Source organism: Colwellia sp. D2M02 (assembly GCF_018860755.1).
In the GTDB taxonomy this organism is placed as follows: domain Bacteria; phylum Pseudomonadota; class Gammaproteobacteria; order Enterobacterales; family Alteromonadaceae; genus Colwellia; species Colwellia asteriadis.
Genome location: NZ_JAHKPW010000046.1, coordinates 1 through 17,778 on the forward strand (window position 1 = coordinate 1; position 17,778 = coordinate 17,778).

18 protein-coding genes are annotated in these 17,778 nt (G+C 38.8%); all 18 read left to right on the plus strand.

The window, feature by feature from the left end; all coding sequences use genetic code 11:
* Positions 1-70 precede the first annotated feature (70 nt).
* The 18 genes from fliL to KO495_RS07725 all read left to right on the plus strand — a co-directional run bounded on the left by fliL (position 71) and on the right by KO495_RS07725 (position 17,769).
* Positions 71-619, plus strand: coding sequence for a flagellar basal body-associated protein FliL (fliL, locus tag KO495_RS07640; protein WP_215979816.1), 549 nt, complete (start codon positions 71-73; stop codon positions 617-619).
* 92 nt (positions 620-711) lie between these two features.
* Positions 712-1,776, plus strand: coding sequence for a flagellar motor switch protein FliM (fliM, locus tag KO495_RS07645; protein WP_215979817.1), 1,065 nt, complete (start codon positions 712-714; stop codon positions 1,774-1,776).
* Between the two features lie 53 nt (positions 1,777-1,829).
* On the plus strand, positions 1,830-2,234 hold the full coding sequence (gene fliN, locus KO495_RS07650; RefSeq protein ID WP_215979818.1) for a flagellar motor switch protein FliN: 405 nt from the start codon (positions 1,830-1,832) through the stop codon (positions 2,232-2,234).
* A 35-nt stretch (positions 2,235-2,269) separates the two neighbouring features.
* On the plus strand, positions 2,270-2,746 hold the full coding sequence (gene fliO, locus KO495_RS07655) for a flagellar biosynthetic protein FliO (RefSeq protein WP_215979819.1): 477 nt from the start codon (positions 2,270-2,272) through the stop codon (positions 2,744-2,746).
* 139 nt (positions 2,747-2,885) lie between these two features.
* Complete coding sequence (fliP, locus tag KO495_RS07660) at positions 2,886-3,644, plus strand: flagellar type III secretion system pore protein FliP (protein ID WP_215979820.1); 759 nt, start codon at positions 2,886-2,888, stop codon at positions 3,642-3,644.
* 59 nt (positions 3,645-3,703) lie between these two features.
* Positions 3,704-3,973 (plus strand): flagellar biosynthesis protein FliQ, encoded by a 270-nt coding sequence (fliQ, locus tag KO495_RS07665; RefSeq protein ID WP_215979821.1) that lies wholly within the window; start codon positions 3,704-3,706, stop codon positions 3,971-3,973.
* Complete coding sequence (gene fliR / locus KO495_RS07670) at positions 3,973-4,755, plus strand: flagellar biosynthetic protein FliR (RefSeq protein ID WP_215979822.1); 783 nt, start codon at positions 3,973-3,975, stop codon at positions 4,753-4,755. Before fliQ ends, fliR begins: the two co-directional genes overlap by 1 nt.
* Positions 4,756-5,886 carry a flagellar biosynthesis protein FlhB gene (gene flhB / locus KO495_RS07675; protein WP_215979823.1) on the plus strand — a complete coding sequence of 377 codons (1,131 nt, stop codon included), beginning with the start codon at positions 4,756-4,758 and terminating at the stop codon, positions 5,884-5,886.
* Positions 5,887-5,986: 100 nt separating this feature from the next.
* A complete protein-coding gene (flhA, locus tag KO495_RS07680) occupies positions 5,987-8,089 on the plus strand; it encodes a flagellar biosynthesis protein FlhA (RefSeq protein ID WP_215979824.1) in 2,103 nt (700 codons plus the stop codon).
* 69 nt (positions 8,090-8,158) lie between these two features.
* A complete protein-coding gene (gene flhF, locus KO495_RS07685; RefSeq protein ID WP_215979825.1) occupies positions 8,159-9,709 on the plus strand; it encodes a flagellar biosynthesis protein FlhF in 1,551 nt (516 codons plus the stop codon).
* Between the two features lie 36 nt (positions 9,710-9,745).
* On the plus strand, positions 9,746-10,588 hold the full coding sequence (locus KO495_RS07690) for a MinD/ParA family protein (protein ID WP_215979826.1): 843 nt from the start codon (positions 9,746-9,748) through the stop codon (positions 10,586-10,588).
* Between the two features lie 43 nt (positions 10,589-10,631).
* The gene (locus KO495_RS07695) at positions 10,632-11,351 is read left to right on the plus strand and encodes an RNA polymerase sigma factor FliA (protein WP_215979827.1); all 720 of its coding nucleotides are present in this window, start codon (positions 10,632-10,634) and stop codon (positions 11,349-11,351) included.
* Between the two features lie 103 nt (positions 11,352-11,454).
* Positions 11,455-11,838: a chemotaxis response regulator CheY gene (gene cheY / locus KO495_RS07700; RefSeq protein WP_215979828.1), complete on the plus strand. Its 384-nt coding sequence runs from the start codon at positions 11,455-11,457 to the stop codon at positions 11,836-11,838.
* 69 nt (positions 11,839-11,907) lie between these two features.
* Entirely contained in the window at positions 11,908-12,651 is a 744-nt protein-coding gene (locus KO495_RS07705; protein WP_215979829.1) for a protein phosphatase CheZ, read from the plus strand.
* 13 nt (positions 12,652-12,664) lie between these two features.
* Positions 12,665-14,842 carry a chemotaxis protein CheA gene (locus KO495_RS07710; protein WP_215979830.1) on the plus strand — a complete coding sequence of 726 codons (2,178 nt, stop codon included), beginning with the start codon at positions 12,665-12,667 and terminating at the stop codon, positions 14,840-14,842.
* Positions 14,843-14,916: 74 nt separating this feature from the next.
* On the plus strand, positions 14,917-16,044 hold the full coding sequence (locus tag KO495_RS07715) for a chemotaxis response regulator protein-glutamate methylesterase (protein WP_215979831.1): 1,128 nt from the start codon (positions 14,917-14,919) through the stop codon (positions 16,042-16,044).
* On the plus strand, positions 16,037-16,783 hold the full coding sequence (locus KO495_RS07720) for a flagellar motor protein (protein ID WP_215979832.1): 747 nt from the start codon (positions 16,037-16,039) through the stop codon (positions 16,781-16,783). The genes KO495_RS07715 and KO495_RS07720 overlap by 8 nt, the downstream gene beginning before the upstream one ends.
* Positions 16,780-17,769, plus strand: coding sequence for a flagellar motor protein MotB (locus KO495_RS07725; protein WP_215979833.1), 990 nt, complete (start codon positions 16,780-16,782; stop codon positions 17,767-17,769). The genes KO495_RS07720 and KO495_RS07725 overlap by 4 nt, the downstream gene beginning before the upstream one ends.
* Positions 17,770-17,778: the final 9 nt, after the last annotated feature.

Below are 17,778 nucleotides of genomic sequence, written 5' to 3' on the forward strand. Positions count from 1 at the left end.
TAAGCCGAGCTCAGGTTATTTAATAACGACATAAATTTTTGCAGTATCAATAATTAGGTAAGGGCGAGTAATGGCAGACGATAAAGATGGTGAATTAGAGTTAGAAGGCTCAGGAAAAAGCAAAAAATTAATAATTATTATTGTAGCTGTCGTTGTGCTTTTAGCTGGCGCTGGCGCGGGTTATTTTTTCTTTATGGGAGACGATAAACCTGCTAGTGATGCACAAATGAGCTCAGCACTTGACAGTGAAACTCCTGAAGGTGAAAGTGCGCCTGAAGAAAGTAGCTCAGCACAAGTGGGAACTGCTTTATATGTGCCGATGCCAAGACCTTTTAGATTCAATGTTCCTGGTGCTGCTCGCGATCGCTTTGTTGAAATAAGGGTGCAGCTACTTGTTCGAGGTGGTGAGCACGAAGAAAGTGCCAAAATGCATATCCCTTTAATTGAAAGTACCTTACTAGGGGTCTTCTCACAAAGTAATGCAGAAGATCTTGCAACAAGTGCTGGTAAAGTGTCATTAAAGCAGAAGTCGCTAGCAGCGGTGCAAAAAGTCATGACAGAGTTAGAAGGCAACAAAACGGTAGAAAAAGTATTATTCACTGGCTTTGTGATGCAGTAACGTATTAATTAGCTAGTTTTTATTTTACTACTCAAAGAATAAATTAAAAATAACTGAAGAATTCATTTACCTTAATAAAAAGAGAATACTGAGTGAGTGATTTATTATCGCAAGACGAAATAGATGCGTTACTACACGGTGTCGATGATGTAGAAGAAGAAGAGGTATCCGAAGATACGGTTGAGTCCAGCACCGGTACTTCGGATTACGATTTTTCTTCACAAGATCGTATCGTTCGTGGACGTATGCCAACCCTTGAAATGGTGAACGAACGTTTTGCTCGTCATATGCGTATTAGTTTATTTAATATGATGCGACGTACGGCCGAAGTGTCAATAAACGGTATACAAATGATTAAGTTTGGTGAGTACATACATACTTTGTTTGTTCCTACCAGCTTGAATATGGTGCGCTTTCGTCCACTAAAAGGTACTGCGTTAATCACCATGGAAGCCCGCTTAGTTTTCATTCTTGTTGATAATTTTTTTGGTGGTGATGGCCGTTATCATGCAAAAATAGAAGGACGAGAGTTCACGCCAACTGAACGACGCATTATTCAAATGTTACTTAAGCTGATTTTTGAAGATTATAAAGAAGCTTGGTCACCAGTAATGGATGTGTCGTTTGAATATTTAGATTCAGAAGTTAACCCGTCAATGGCTAATATTGTCAGCCCAACCGAAGTTGTGGTTATTAGCTCATTTCATATAGAACTCGACGGTGGCGGCGGCGATTTTCATATTGCACTACCTTACTCAATGCTTGAGCCTATTCGTGAGTTACTTGATGCCGGTGTGCAAAGTGATAAAGAAGACACTGATATGCGTTGGTCTAAGGCATTACGTGATGAAATTATGGATGTTCCTGTTGCCGTTAACACTAAGTTTATTGAAGTAGACTTACCATTGAGTCAAATTATGGAGCTGCAAAAAGGCGATATTATTCCTATTGAAATGCCTGAACACATTACAGTATTGATTGAAGACTTACCTACCTTCAGAGCTAAGCTTGGTCGAAGCCGAGATAATGTAGCACTGAAAATAGAAGAAAAAATTAAACGACCAGAGTCGGTGAAATCTGAGCTAACGATACTAACTAAAGGAGGGAAACGCCTTGATAGTGACGCAGAGCTCCATCTTTTAGAAGATGATTTATAAAAAATAAAGCGAGTTACTTCGCATTGAATAAGAATTTTAGTGAGGCGTAGGGTATGAGTAACGATAAAGACGAAGATTTAAGTATGTGGGATGAAGCATTAGATGAGCAGGCTGAAGCAAAAGCCTCAACACTTGATGCTGAAACCGTTGAGTTAGAAGAGTTAACTGAAGATGACGCACCTATTACTGGTGATGAAAAGCGAAAATTAGATGCCATTTTAGATATTCCAGTTACTATTTCAATGGAAGTTGGCCGCAGCAACATTAGTATTCGTAATTTATTACAGTTAAACCAAGGTTCAGTCGTTGAACTTGACCGCGTTGCAGGGGAAGCTCTTGATGTTTTAGTTAATGGTACATTAATAGCCCATGGTGAGGTTGTTGTGGTAAACGACAAATTTGGTATTCGCTTGACTGATGTTATTAGCCAAGTAGAGCGAATTAAAAAGTTAAAATAACCTTGCAAAAAGCAGATGGATAAGATGATTTAATTATGCGTATATTCACAGCCATCACTAGCGGGCTATTTTCAAGCATTGCATTTGCACAAGAAAGTCTCACTCCAAATACCGCAAGCACCGATGCGTTAGTGCAAGACGCCCCACAAGTTGGGAAGCATGTTATGGCAAATATGGATGCTGGTAGCATGATTTTGTCATTACTAATGGTATTGGCACTAATTATTGTCAGTGCTTTTGTGTTAAAGCGCTTTAACCTGGTACAGCAAGGAGGCAGTCAACTAAAAGTGATTACTAGCTTATCTTTAGGCGCTAAAGAGCGTGTGGTAGTGGTTCAAGCTGGAGATAAACAATTATTACTTGGGATTACTGCACAACAGATCTCCTTACTTGATACCTTAGAAGAGCCGCTAGCTGAGCCAACCTTAACGAAAGATTCTTTAAAAAAGCACAATATACCGGCAAGTATTTTATCTCTATTGGGGGCTAAACCCGCAAAGTCAGAAAAGTAGTTGTTTAAATGCAAGTAGTTAGGTAGTAATGGTTAAGTGAGAATGGTTAAGTGAAAACAGTGAAGTCATCAAATATTGAACTTTGCTAGGTAATAAAGCGCAAAACTATATTACTAAACTATACATATTTAGGAAAAATATGAAAAAAATAATCTCGTTATTGATTTTAGTTTTATCGTTAACCAGTTTAAGTTTTGGTGTGTCAGCAGAAGACTTATCTTTATCTGCGCTGAAACTGACAACGAACCCCGACGGCACACAAGAATATTCAGTAACGCTGCAAATTTTAATTTTTATGACTGCGCTGAGTTTTATCCCAGCAGCCGTCATTATGATGACTTCATTTACTCGTATTGTCGTGGTTATGGCTATATTACGACAAGCATTTGGTCTACAACAAACCCCTTCTAATCAAGTCATTATTGGTCTGACGTTATTTATGACGCTTTTCATTATGACACCGGTCTATAATAAAATAGATGAAACGGCCATTCAGCCATACTTAGCAGAAGAGTTAACCTCTATTGAAGCTATTGATCGGGGGAAAATACCGCTACGTGCTTTTATGTTAGAGCAAACTCGGCTAAAAGATTTACAAACGTTAGCTGAAATGGCGGGTATTGAAGAAGTAGATAATGTTACAGACTTACCAATGACGGTTATTATACCGTCATTTATTATTAGTGAATTAAAAACGGCCTTTCAAATCGGTTTTATTCTGTTTATTCCTTTTCTTATTATTGATTTAGTGGTCGCTAGTATTTTGATGGCTATGGGTATGATGATGTTATCCCCGATGATCGTCTCTTTACCGTTTAAATTAATGCTTTTTGTACTGGTTGATGGCTGGAACTTAGTGATAGGTACTATTGCAACAAGCTATGGTTTAGGTACTTAGCTCATTGGAAAGTAAACATTGATTTTAAACCATATAATTAACCTTAAATAGAGTCGTTTATGGGTCCAGAGATTTATATAGATATACTCGGTGATGCGCTGTTATTAGTGATTATACTGGTCTGTGCCATTATTTTACCTAGCTTAGCGGTTGGTTTAATGGTTGCTGTATTCCAAGCTGCTACGTCTATTAACGAGCAAACATTAAGTTTTTTACCGCGTTTAATTGTGACGTTGTTAGCGTTGATTTTTGGGGGGCATTGGCTGGTACAAAAATTGATGGATTATACGATTAGGCTCATTGAGAGCATACCAAGTGTGATTATTTAATGGAGTTTACAGAGCTGGTTATTAATCAGTATATTGCTGATTTTATTCTCCCATTTAGTCGTATTTCAGCTTTGGTGATGACCATGATAGGCTTAGGGGCTAAAACTATCCCTGGTCGAATTAAATTATTTCTTTGTATTACAATCACCGTTGCTATTATGCCCGCTATTCCTCCTGCTAATGTGGATAATTTATTCTCTTTAGTAACGGCTATCTTATTAGGGCAACAAATGATCATTGGGGTCATGTTAGGCTTTGTAACGGTAATGGTCGTAAATACCTTTACCTTAGCTGGTCAAATTATCGCTATGCAATCAGGTCTTGGTTTTGCATCATTAATTGATCCTGCAAGTGGTATGAACGTTCCAGCCATTGGTCAGTTTTTTCTTATTTTATCTTCATTACTTTTTTGGGCGATGGACGGACATTTAGCTTATTTACAGTTTATTGTTGCTAGTTTCGATACATTACCAATACCTACAGAGCATTTATCAAGTATTAAATACAAAGAAGTGGTTGAGTGGGGAGGCTGGATGTTTGCCACTGCGCTTTCTCTTGCCTTAGCGCCAATTACCGCGATGCTATTGGTTAACTTTGCATTTGGTATTATGACCAGAGCAGCGCCACAGCTGAATATTTTCGCTATTGGTTTTCCTATCACTATGATGGCTGGTTTACTTATTATGTGGTTAACTTTTGGTAACTTCTTTACTCATTTTGAATTACAGTGGCAGCGAGCTTTAGATTTTAGCTGCTATTTAATTGATTGTCAGGCAGCATAAATGGCAGAGTCAGATAGCGGTGAAAAAACCGAAGAGCCCACAGCAAAAAAACTTACTGATGCACGTAAGAAAGGGCAAATAGCTCGCTCTAAAGACTTAGGTACTTTTTTTGTACTTGTTGGTTGCGCCTGTGCAATGTTACTTATGGGGGGCTCTTTAGCAGCATCTATCGCTCAAATGATGAAGCGATTATTTAGCTTTAGCCGCGAAGAAGCAATGGATGTTAATGCCTTATTTAAAATTATTGATGAGGGAGTTACCTTAGTTATTGCGCCTATGTTGTGGATTTTCGCTATTGTTGCGCTGGCAGCGTTTGTAGGTAATATTTTGCTTGGTGGTATGAGTTTTTCGTGGGCGGCTACCGCACCGAAGGCAAGTAAACTTTCTCCACTTGCCGGCTTTAAACGTATGTTTGGTGTACAAGCATTTGTTGAACTCATTAAATCTATTTTAAAATTTTTAGTGATATTTATTGTTTCGTACTTATTACTCAGTGGGTTATTTGAAGAAATTTTAGGGTTGAGTCGAGAATCTATACCGAATAATTTCGCTCATGCAACGACAATGCTATTGTGGATGTTTTTAGTGTTAGCGCTTTCTATTGGTATTATTGTGGTGATAGATGCACCTTATCAAGTGTGGAACCATGCCAAGCAATTAAGAATGACCAAACAAGATATTAAAGATGAACATAAAAATAGTGAAGGTAGCCCAGAAACTAAAGGGCGTATAAAAAGAGCGCAGTATGAAATATCACAACGACGAATGATGGCCGAAGTGCCTAACTCTGATGTCGTTATTACCAACCCTACGCATTACTCAGTAGCCTTGAAATACGATGCTGCTGTTGGTGGTGCGCCTGTTGTCATCGCTAAAGGGGTTGACCAAATGGCGATTCATATTCGTACTATAGCCAAAGAACATAATATTGAAATAATTCAGTCACCGGCTTTAGCACGATCGCTTTATTATACCACTGAAGCGGGTGATGATATTCCTGAAGAATTATTTGCCGCGGTTGCGCAAGTATTAGCGTTTATTTTTCAACTTAATGAGCATAAGAAAGGCAAGGCAAAAAGGCCAACCGCTATTCCGAAAACATTACCCATTCCAGATGATTTTAAATATTGATATAAGTGACTTGTTTTATTGATAAAAGTTAAACGTAATTTTATGGTACGAGATTTGCTTTTCTTATTATTACGTGTCAAAAAAATAACATGAAGTATTAATGCAACTACCCGCTTATTTAAACCGCTTTGATAAAAAGAACTTTCATCACCTGACTGGTTTAGGCACACCTATATTAGTGATGGCCGCACTCGGTATGGTTATTTTACCTATGCCATCGTGGTTGCTTGATATTCTATTCTCTTTTAATATCGCTTTATCACTTGTCGTGCTTTTAATTACAGTTTATACCTTAAAACCGTTAGATTTTGGCTCTTTTCCTGCGGTATTACTGGTGGCCACTATTTTACGATTAGCTTTGAATGTTGCAAGTACTCGAGTAGTACTGTTAGAAGGTCATGAAGGTCCTGAGGCTGCAGGTAAAGTTATTGAAGCCTTTGGCTCGGTAGTTATTGGCGGTAACTATGCGGTAGGTATTGTTGTATTTCTTATTCTTATTATTATTAACTTTGTTGTTGTCACTAAAGGTGCTGGTCGTATCGCCGAAGTAACAGCACGCTTCACCTTAGATGCTATGCCAGGTAAGCAAATGGCGATAGATGCCGATTTAAATGCCGGTTTTATCACTCAAGAGCAAGCTAAAGAGCGCAGAACAGAAGTCACGAGTGAAGCTGACTTTTATGGCTCCATGGATGGTGCCAGTAAATTTGTTAAGGGTGATGCCATTGCTGGTATTTTAATATTATTTATTAATATTGTTGGCGGCTTAGTTATTGGTATGGTTCAACATGATTTAACCTTTGATGAAGCAGTAGAGATATACACGTTACTTACCATAGGTGACGGCCTAGTTGCCCAAATACCTGGGTTATTGCTTTCAATTGGTACTGCGATAGTTGTAACTCGTCAGAACACTTCACAAGACATGGGGGAGCAAGTTAGCGCTCAGCTTGGTCAAGGGAAGTCACTGTATATTGCTGCAGGTGTCATGTTTGTTATGGGTGTTATTCCAGGCATGCCTCACTTTGTGTTTTTACTTTTTGCTGCAATGATTGCGGGTACTGCCTTTTTAGGTAATCGTAATAAAATTAATAAAGCCGCTGAACTTGAAAAAAATGAACATGAAGAGAAAGCCCAAATCAAGCAAAAAGAAGATGAAGTTAAAGAGCTTGATTGGGACGATGTTAACCATGTAGATATTATTGGCTTGGAAATAGGTTATCGCTTAATACCTTTGGTTGATAAAGCGCAAGGCGGAGAGTTGCTTAGTCGAATTAAAGGTGTTCGTAAAAAGCTTTCTCAAGAGTTTGGCTTTTTAGTGCCAGCAGTTCATATTCGAGACAATTTAGATTTAGAACCCAACAGTTATCAAATTTCATTAATGGGCGTTAATGTCGGCTCTGCACAAATTAGACACGACCAAGAATTAGCCATAAACCCAGGCCAAGTTTTTGGCCAGTTAGAAGGCATTCCAACTAAAGACCCAGCTTTTGGTCTTGATGCCGTTTGGATTAACCAAAATCAACGTGAACAAGCGCAAACTTTGGGATATACCGTTGTTGATTCGGCAACGGTATTAGCAACGCATTTAAGCCAAATATTAACCAATAATGCTTCACAATTGCTTGGTCATGAAGAAGTTCAAAACTTATTAGATTTACTGGCGAAAAATCATCCTAAATTAGTTGAAGGTTTTATTCCTGATACGCTGACTTTAGGCACCGTAGTGAAAGTGCTGCAAAGTTTAATGAATGAAGGTGTTGCTGTTCGTGATATGCGCTCAATAGTACAAACCTTAGTAGAGTACGGCCCTAAGAGTCAAGATGCAGAAGTGTTGACTGCTGCTGTACGTATTAGCTTACGTAAATTTATTATTCAAGACCTTGTTGGTGGTGAGCAAGAAGTCCCTGTCATAACTTTGGCACCTGAGTTGGAACAAATGTTGCACCAGTCTATGCAAATGGCCGGAGATGACGGCGCAGGTATTGAACCAGGACTTGCTGAGCGTTTACAAAAATCATTAACTGATGGTGCTCATCAACAAGAGATGTCTGGAGAAGTTCCTATTTTATTAACATCGGGTATTTTACGTTCAGTGTTATCTAAATTTGTAAAATATACGATTCCAGGGTTGCGGGTTATTTCTTATCAAGAAATCCCTGATGATAAACAAATAAAAATAGTGAGTGTTATAGGTCAGTAAGTTAGACCCAAGCAAAAATTTGCTTGATAACAAATAACATAGTAATGACTAGTTACACTGAGGTTTTATATGAAAATTAAACGTTTTGTTGCCAAAGATATGCGCAGTGCCTTAGCACAAATAAAAGATGAACTCGGTGTTGATGCCGTCATTATGTCAACAAAAAAAATTCCTGAAGGTGTTGAGCTAATGGCTGCGGTTGATTACAACCAGCCAATAACTACAAAAACACAACCACAAGAGCAATCATTATCGGCAAATAGTATTAACTCATTTGATGAGCGCAGTAGCAATAGAGCAGTAACAGACGATGTAGTTAATATTGGGAATCATGCCTCACATAGCCAAAGTGCTTCAACACGTCAAAATAGTGTCGCGTCAGAAAATGTAACTGTTAATGAAAAAGTAAACTCAACGGCCAATGAAGAAAACCATGCTGACAGCTTATCCGCTTTACTTAATCGTCAAGTTCAGCAAACAACGACACCAATGCCATCACATAGTCAGCCGACAGTTAATGATTTAACTGAAGAGGATGAAAGCATAGAGCAACAATTTAAAAGCTTTACTGACCGCTTAAGTCAATCAACTGTTTTAAATGAAGATGCCGATGATATTACCGCGAATGTAACTCCGTTTAATGCGCAACAAACAGTACCAACAGAAAGCCAAAGTGCGGCGGTTTCTTCGCAAGACTTTGCTAAAATGCAACAAGAAATGATGTCTATTCGAGCGCTATTAGAGCACCAGGTTTCTGGGTTGATGTGGCAAGATATGGCACAAAAGGATCCTCAGCGCGCGGTATTGGTAAGTCGTTTATTAGCACTAGGAATTAATGAGCAAATAGCAGATCAGATAGCGGGTTATGTGCCACCACAAACTTCTGAGCCAGAAGCTTGGCAACAAGCAACACAACTTATCGCTAAGCAAATAAATACCACGCAAAACGATATCATTCATCGTGGTGGCGTTGTTGCTTTAGTTGGCCCAACGGGGGTTGGGAAAACAACAACTATTGCCAAACTCGCTGCTGGTTTTGCGCAAGTTCATGGGAGTGATAATGTTGCACTTATTTCGACTGATACCTTTCGTATAGCGGGTTTTGAACAACTTGCAACGTACGGTAAAATTATAGGTTGTCAGGTCATGCTTGCTAAAGACAGCCAGGCATTAGATGCTTTATTACAGCAGTTTTCGAAGAAAAAACTTATTTTGATTGATACTGCGGGTATGGGTCAACGCGATATGCGTTTAGCTGAGCAGTTGGCAAACTTGGTTAATAATGCACGCGTTACTATTCGTAATTACTTGGTACTTGCTGCCAATACCCAACAGCGAGTTATGCAAGAAAATGTTGAACGCTTTAAAAAAGTACCAATATCAGGGTGTATTTATACTAAACTTGATGAAAGCGTTAGTATTGGCGAAATAATTACCACATCAATAAAAAATGGTTTACCAATTGGGTATCTTACTGACGGGCAACGAGTTCCTGAAGATATTAAAGTTGCAAATGCTGAGAAATTAGTTACTCTTGCTGATAAGATGGCAAGTAAGCCAGCAAATGGTAATAATACACCTGTGCGCACTATGCCAGTTGCTCCCGCGGGAGTAATGTAGCGTGTTAGTTTATACGACAATAGAAGTAAAAATTTGATGATAGATCAAGCGAGTGGCTTAAGAAAAATGCAAGATTTACAAAAAGTTAAAGTAATCGCTGTTTCAGGAGGCAAAGGAGGCGTAGGTAAAACCAATGTTTCTTTGAATACCGCTATAGCATTAGGCCAACAGGGCAAGCGTGTTCTCGTTTTAGATGCCGATTTAGGTCTAGCTAATGTTGATGTAATGTTGGGCTTGAGGGTAAAGCGCAATTTATCACATGTGCTCTCGGGTGAGTGCGAGCTCGATGATATTATTATTGAAGGGCCTGCCGGTATTAAAATAATTCCAGCAACATCTGGCTCACAATCTATGGTTGACTTAACGCCAGCAGAGCATGCTGGATTAATTCGTGCCTTTAGTGAAATGCAAACTCAATTTGATGTACTTATTGTTGATACCGCAGCAGGTATTTCAGATATGGTACTTAGCTTTACCCGTGCAGCACAAGATGTCATGTTAGTGGTTTGTGATGAGCCCACATCAATAACAGATTGTTACGCACTAATGAAGTTATTAAGTCGCGACCATGGGGTTTTCAAGTTTAAAGTTGTTGCAAATATGGTGCGAAATCCAAAAGAAGGCGAACAGCTTTTTGCTAAACTGACTAAAGTAACAGACAGGTTTTTAGATGTAGCACTAGAGTTAGTCGCGGTTATTCCCTTTGATGAAAATATTAGAAAGTCGGTTCGCAAGCAACAAGCTATTGTTGAAGCGTTTCCACAATCCCCAGCCGCTAAAGCATTTAGCAGTTTAGCGACTAAAGTAGGCCAATGGCCTATACCTAAACAAGCATCAGGACACTTAGAGTTTTTTATTGAGCAGTTATTAGCTAATTAGCTAGTTTATTCAAATCCATACGACTTTATGAGAGCATTATTACGTGGCAAAAGCGAATAGCTATAGTAATCAAATTGATAAAGCTGCGATACTTGAGCAACATACTGTTTTGGTCAAACGTATTGCCTATCACTTATTGGCAAGACTACCTGCAAGTGTATTAGTCGATGATCTCATTCAATCAGGCATGATTGGATTATTAGAGGCCGCTAATAACTTTGATAATACTAAAGGTGCTAGCTTTGAAACCTTTGCAGGTATTAGAATACGTGGTGCAATGCTAGATGAAATGCGTCGCGGTGACTGGACTCCTCGCTCAGTACATAAAAATAGCCGAATGGTAAGTGATGCAATCAATACATTAGAAGCTAAACTTGGTAGAGATGTTTCTGATATTGAAGTTGCTGAAAAACTTGATATTTCATTAAATGACTACCATCATATATTAAGAGAAGTCAGTACAGGTAAAATACTAGGCATAGATGACTTAGGTACAAGTGAAGATGCGTTAAGTTATACTGATGACAATATTGATGATGATCCCTATCTAAATATAGAACAAGTTGCGTTTAAAAAGGCGTTAGCTGAGTGTATAAGCACTTTACCCGAGCGTGAAGCTCTAGTACTGTCGCTATACTACGATGAAGAATTGAATTTACGTGAAATTGGTCAAGTACTTGATGTAAGTGAATCAAGGGTGAGCCAAATTCATAGTCAAGCAATGCATAGGTTAAAAGCGCGTATGCAATCTTGGCAAAATTAACTAAACTATTAAATCGATAACAATTAACTTCACTGTTAAAATAAGTTTGATAGTATAAATAATACCACCATTATTAATTTTAAATGTTTCGCCGGAGGGTGCCTTGGATAAAAATATGAAAGTGCTTGTAGTTGATGACTTTTCAACCATGAGACGTATAGTAAAAAATTTATTGCGTGATTTAGGCTTTACCAATATTCAAGAGGCGGATGATGGCAGCACAGCATTACCGATGCTTCAAGGTGGAGATTTTGACTTTGTTGTAACTGATTGGAATATGCCTGGTATGCAAGGTATTGACTTGTTAAAAGCAATACGAGCTGATGCGAGCTTATCTCACATCCCTGTCTTATTAATTACTGCAGAAGCTAAAAAAGAGCAAATAGTTATGGCAGCTCAAGCAGGGGTAAATGGTTATATCGTTAAGCCATTTACTGCGGCAACGTTAAAAACTAAATTAGACAAAATTTTTGAGCGTTTGGGTTAATAACTGTTTTAGCTTTATACGAATTTAATATGCTAAGAATATGGTTTGCATAAGTATTAAGGACTTTGCATGAGTATAGCTATGATGGGGCGGATCTCTTTAGAGCAAGCAAAATCGCTAGTTGAGTATCTTGAATCTGGGCAGCAAGATGCTGCCGATGCAATTATTGCAGAAATTCAAAACCCAATTAACTCGGAACTGTTTGCAGAAATAGGTAAGTTAACACGTCAACTTCATGACTCGTTAACGAACTTCCAAGTTGACTCTCGTTTAAGTGACTTGGCTAATGCTGATATTCCAGATGCGAAAGAGCGCCTGAATTACGTTATTGAAAGAACAGAAGAAGCAGCAAACAAAACTATGGACGCTGTTGAAGCTATTTTTCCAGTGGTTGATAGAATATCAGAACAAGTTGATGCAGTTAATCCCGCTTGGACTAAACTGATGAATAACCAAATTGATTTAGCTGAGTTCAAAAGCCTTTGTTTGGGTATTGACACACTACTTAAAACAACAGGTAAAGAAACTCAATTAATACATGGCTTAATGACTGATGTCTTAATGGCACAGGATTTCCAAGATCTAACAGGCCAAGTTATTCGTAAGGTTATTGATTTGGTTCGAGAGGTTGAAGACAGTTTAATTAACATGTTAACCGCTTTTGGTATCACTTCTGATGATGATAAAAATCAAGCGACACCTAAAGTCGGTGACAATTTAGTTGAAGGTCCGATAGTAAACACAGAAAACAGAGACGATGTTGTTGAAGATCAAGACGATGTTGATGATCTTTTATCAAGTTTAGGATTTTAATGGGAGTTGCTGCATGTCTTTTGAAGCAGATGAAGAAATTTTACAGGATTTTTTAGTTGAAGCGGGTGAAATCTTAGAGTCTCTTTCAGAAGAGCTAGTTGAGCTAGAAAATGATGTAGATAACTCTGGGCTATTGAACTCTATCTTCCGTGGATTTCATACAGTGAAAGGGGGAGCCGGGTTTTTAAGCTTGAATGAGCTTGTTGAAGTCTGTCATGGTGCGGAAAATATCTTTGATTTATTACGTACTGGACAACGACGTGTTAATCCTGAGCTTATGGATACTATTCTATCTGCTCTAGATACGGTTAATGATATGTTTGCTTTAGTGCAAAATAGCCAGCCATTAATTCCTGCAGACCCGCAACTATTAGCTGAATTACATCGCCTTAGTACTCCTGACTCAGCAGGCGCTGCTGATCCAGCTCCGGTTGAAGCTGTCGTTGAAGATGCTACGGTAGCTGTTAATAACGATATTAATGATGAAAACTCAAATGATACAGGCTCAAATGATGAAATGACCGAAGATGAGTTTGAGCGCTTACTCGATGAGTTACATGGCGGTGGGGAACCTTCAACTCCTACGCCATCAGAAGAGGTTAATGTAGCTCCTACGGCTAGCAACCCAACCGATAGCAATGAAATATCAGACGATGAATTTGAATCATTGCTTGATGAATTACATGGTCAAGGGGCTTTTTCTTCAGAAGTTGCAGCGTCCTCTCAAGCCACTTCTAGTACATCTTCGGATGATATAGATGACTTAGAATTTGAAAAACTACTCGATGAGTTACACGGTAAAGGTAATGCCCCAAGTACGACAACTGACAGTACAGCAACCGAAAATACAGTTGAAAATACTCCCCCAGCAGTGACTCCAGATCCTGTTACTCCGGCTAAGCCAGCAGCAGCTAAGCCATCAACACCAAGTCCTGCGCCGGCACCAGTAAGCTCTGCTCCTGCTAAAGTCGCAGAGAAGAAAGCAGCAGCGGCATCACAAGGTGAAACCACTGTTAGGGTTGATACAAAAAGGCTTGATCAAATCATGAATATGGTTGGTGAGCTCGTACTCGTTAGAAATAGGCTAACCAGTTTAGGGCTAGTGTCTGATGATGAAGATCTCACTAAAGCGGTAACTAACTTAGATGCAGTGACTACCGACTTACAGGGTGCCGTGATGAAAACACGGATGCAGCCTATTAAAAAGGTTTTTGGTCGTTTCCCTCGAGTTGTTCGTGACTTAGCTCGAAGCCTGAAAAAAGATATTAAGCTTATTCTTGAAGGTGAAGAAACTGATTTAGATAAAAACTTGGTTGAAGCTCTAGCCGATCCTCTAGTTCACTTAGTACGTAACTCTGTTGACCACGGCATTGAAGCACCAGATATTCGTGAATCAATAGGTAAGCCTAGAGAAGGTACCGTTGTTTTATCAGCCTCTCAGGAAGGGGATCATATATTACTCACCATTAAAGATGATGGTGCAGGTATGAACCCTGAAAAATTAAAAAATATTGCGATAGAACGCGGTGTTCTTGATGCGGATGCCGCAGCACGTATGTCAGATAAAGAGGCGTATAGCTTAATATTTGCTCCAGGTTTCTCTACTAAAACAGAAATATCTGAAGTATCGGGTCGTGGTGTTGGTATGGATGTGGTTAAAACTAAAATCACACAACTTAACGGTACGGTCAACATTGACGCTGAGCTGGGTGTAGGCACAGTGTTAGAAATTAAAGTTCCTTTAACTTTAGCTATATTACCTACACTAATGGTTGTGGTTGGTAAGCAAACATTTGCTTTACCGCTTGCTTCAGTCAATGAAATATTTCATTTAGATTTATCTAATACCAACAGTGTTGATGGTCAATTAACCATTATAGTTCGAGAAAAGGCTATTCCTTTATTTTACTTAGATCAGTGGTTAGTCAAAGGGTATACATCGAAGCCTCGCGATAAAGGTCATGTTGTTATTGTACAGTTAGGTAATCAACAAGTTGCTTTTGTTGTTGATAGCTTAATTGGTCAAGAAGAGGTTGTTATAAAACCACTCGATAGATTACTTCATGGTACACCAGGCATGGCAGGAGCAACCATTACTAGTGACGGCGGCATTGCACTTATTTTAGATATAGCAAACATATTAAAGTTTTATGCTAGAAAGTCACCGGTTAATAAAAAACTGCGTAGTTAGCTATAGAAGGCGCTTTATTTTCGAGCGCCTTCAACTTACCTATAATCACTCATATAAAAAAGCAGAGATAATAAATGGCCTATAAGGTACTTGTGGTTGATGACTCCAGCTTCTTTAGACGCAGAGTCACAGACATCTTAACTAAAGATCCTCAACTTGAAGTTATTGGTGTTGCTGTAAATGGTCAAGAAGCTGTTGATAAAGCTAAGCTATTAAAGCCTGATGTGATCACAATGGACATAGAGATGCCTGTGTTAAATGGTATTGATGCTGTTAAAAAAATAATGTCTCAATCACCAACAGCAATACTAATGTTCTCCTCTTTAACCCATCAAGGTGCAAAAGCAACACTTGAGGCGCTAGAGGCTGGCGCTTTAGATTTTCTTCCTAAAAAGTTTAGTGAAATAGCTAAAAATACCGATGAAGCAGGGAGCTTGTTACGTCAACGTGTTTTAGAGATTGCCCGTAAACCTAATTTAAGGGCGCGGGTTAGTAAGCCTACGCCACCTGTGAGAAGTGATAGGCCATTAACTCGCGAAGTTCCGACGAAAATTGTTGAGAGAAAAGAGGTTGGTACTAGCGTCAAAAAGTCTTCCAATACTATTTCACGTAGTTCTGGTAAAGAGTATAAATTACTAGCTATAGGTACATCTACAGGTGGACCTGTCGCCTTACAAAAAATACTCACGCAATTTAATGCTGATTTTCCATTACCTATTGTCATGGTACAACATATGCCAGCGGCCTTTACTGCTGCATTTGCTAGCCGTTTAGACTCATTATGTAAGATAAAAGTTAAAGAAGCCGCCGATGGTGACGTATTAAAGCCCGGCTGCGCATATTTAGCACCAGGCGGTCGTCAGATGATTATTAGTGGTACAGAGAGTGCAGCTAAAATCAAAATTTTAGAAGATGACTCTCCTAAAATAACCTTTAAACCAAGTGTTGATATTACGTTTGGCTCTGCAGCTAAAACTTTTTCAGGAAAAGTGCTTGCCGTTATACTTACCGGTATGGGGTCTGATGGAAAAGAAGGTGCCAGAATGCTTAAAACAAAAGGTGCTACCATATGGTCTCAAGATGAACAATCATGTGTTGTCTACGGAATGCCACAAGCTATTGATAAGGCAGGGATATCTCAACTTTCTTTACCGTTAGATGCAATGGCGCCCTCAATGGTTAAGGAAGTCAGCCGTGGATAAACTCAGTATTGCAGGACTGGTTCTGGCTGTTTTAGCTATTTATATAGGATTTAGCTTAGACGGAGGAAGTTTTTCTGCTTTATTTGAACTACCCGCATTTATTATTGTCTTTGGCGGTACTTTAGGGGCAGTGATGTTGCAATCATCCATGGTGCAGTTTACCCATGCTATTTCATTGCTTCGTTGGGTCTTTTATCCTCCTGTTTATAATATAGAACAAGGCATTGCTGATATCGTACATTGGGCAGAGCTATCGCGTAGTGAAGGTTACTTAGCTTTAGAAGATATAGCTCTTGATATTGATGACCAATATACACAAAAAGGGCTGAACTCATTAGTTGATGGCGTTGAAGTTGACACATTACGTTTATCTTTAGAGCTCGACTTAGATATATACCGAGAGCATAACCTACGCTCCGCTAATGTATTTGAAGCTATGGGGGGGTATAGCCCTACCATTGGAATTCTAGGCGCTGTTTTGGGACTTATCCATGCGATGAATAATTTAACAGACCCCACCTTACTTGGTACAGGTATTGCGACCGCATTTATTGCAACTATATACGGTGTTGGTTTTGCTAATTTAATTTATTTGCCGGTAGCAAATAAGTTGAGAGCCATTATTCACCAACAAACGATGTATCGAGAAATGATTTCTGAAGGGCTTATTGCACTTGCCAATGGTGATAATCCTCACGCAATTGAAGATAAGTTGTCTGCATTTAGGTTGGATAGATGAATCGAGTACGTCGTAAACGGCATGAAGTAGAGCCTGACAATGTTCATCGTTGGTTAGTCTCCTATGCTGATTATATGACGTTATTATTTGCGCTATTCGTCGTACTTTATGCGATGGCTATGGTCAATGAAAAACCGTTTGATATTATTACTGAGTCTTTTGGTGGTTTGTTTAAACCGACAGATCTCCACAGTATTAACAGTGGAAGTAGCAATGATATTTTACTGGTAAAGGCCAATGAATCGAAGAAAAATTTATATGGCGATGGCTTATTAGAAGTAGCAGGGCCTGAGCTATTTGATAATAAACAACAGCTTTCTAATATTTCTGATGAGAAGATTGGAAGCCACTTAACTTCATTAGAAGAGGAATTAAATACTGCATTATATGACATTATTGAGTCAGGTTATGCCAATCTACAGATTGATGGCGATTGGTTAGAAATTGAACTTAATAGTGCATTATTATTTCCTAGTGGTTCATCATCGAGCACTAATGCTGCCAAAGATCTTTTAAATGTAGTTTATAATGTTATTAATCAAAGCAGTAACTTTATTCGTATAAGAGGTTATACCGATAACCAAGCCATAAATACTGAAATATTTCCTTCTAATTGGGAGCTCTCAGTGTATAGAGCAACAGCAATTCTTCGGTTATTGGAGCAATTTGGTATCGCACCAAATAGAATGGCAATAGAGGGATATGGGCAATATTACCCTACGGCTAGCAACAATACCGCTGAGGGAAGAGCTGAAAATAGAAAAGTGGTTATTGCTATTTCTAAGTTTGGTGTTGATAAAGCGAAACAACCAGTATTATCGAGTGTAGCGCTTGAGACATTAAGTAATAAAGATAATTCGCAAAGTACATCGGTACCTGATGGTAAAGTGAAAACACTTCAACTGAGCAATGGTGGCATTAGAGTTACGACAAGAACTGACTCTGAAGTACAAAAAGAAAGCTCCGTTGATAATAACAACAACTAGGATGAATCT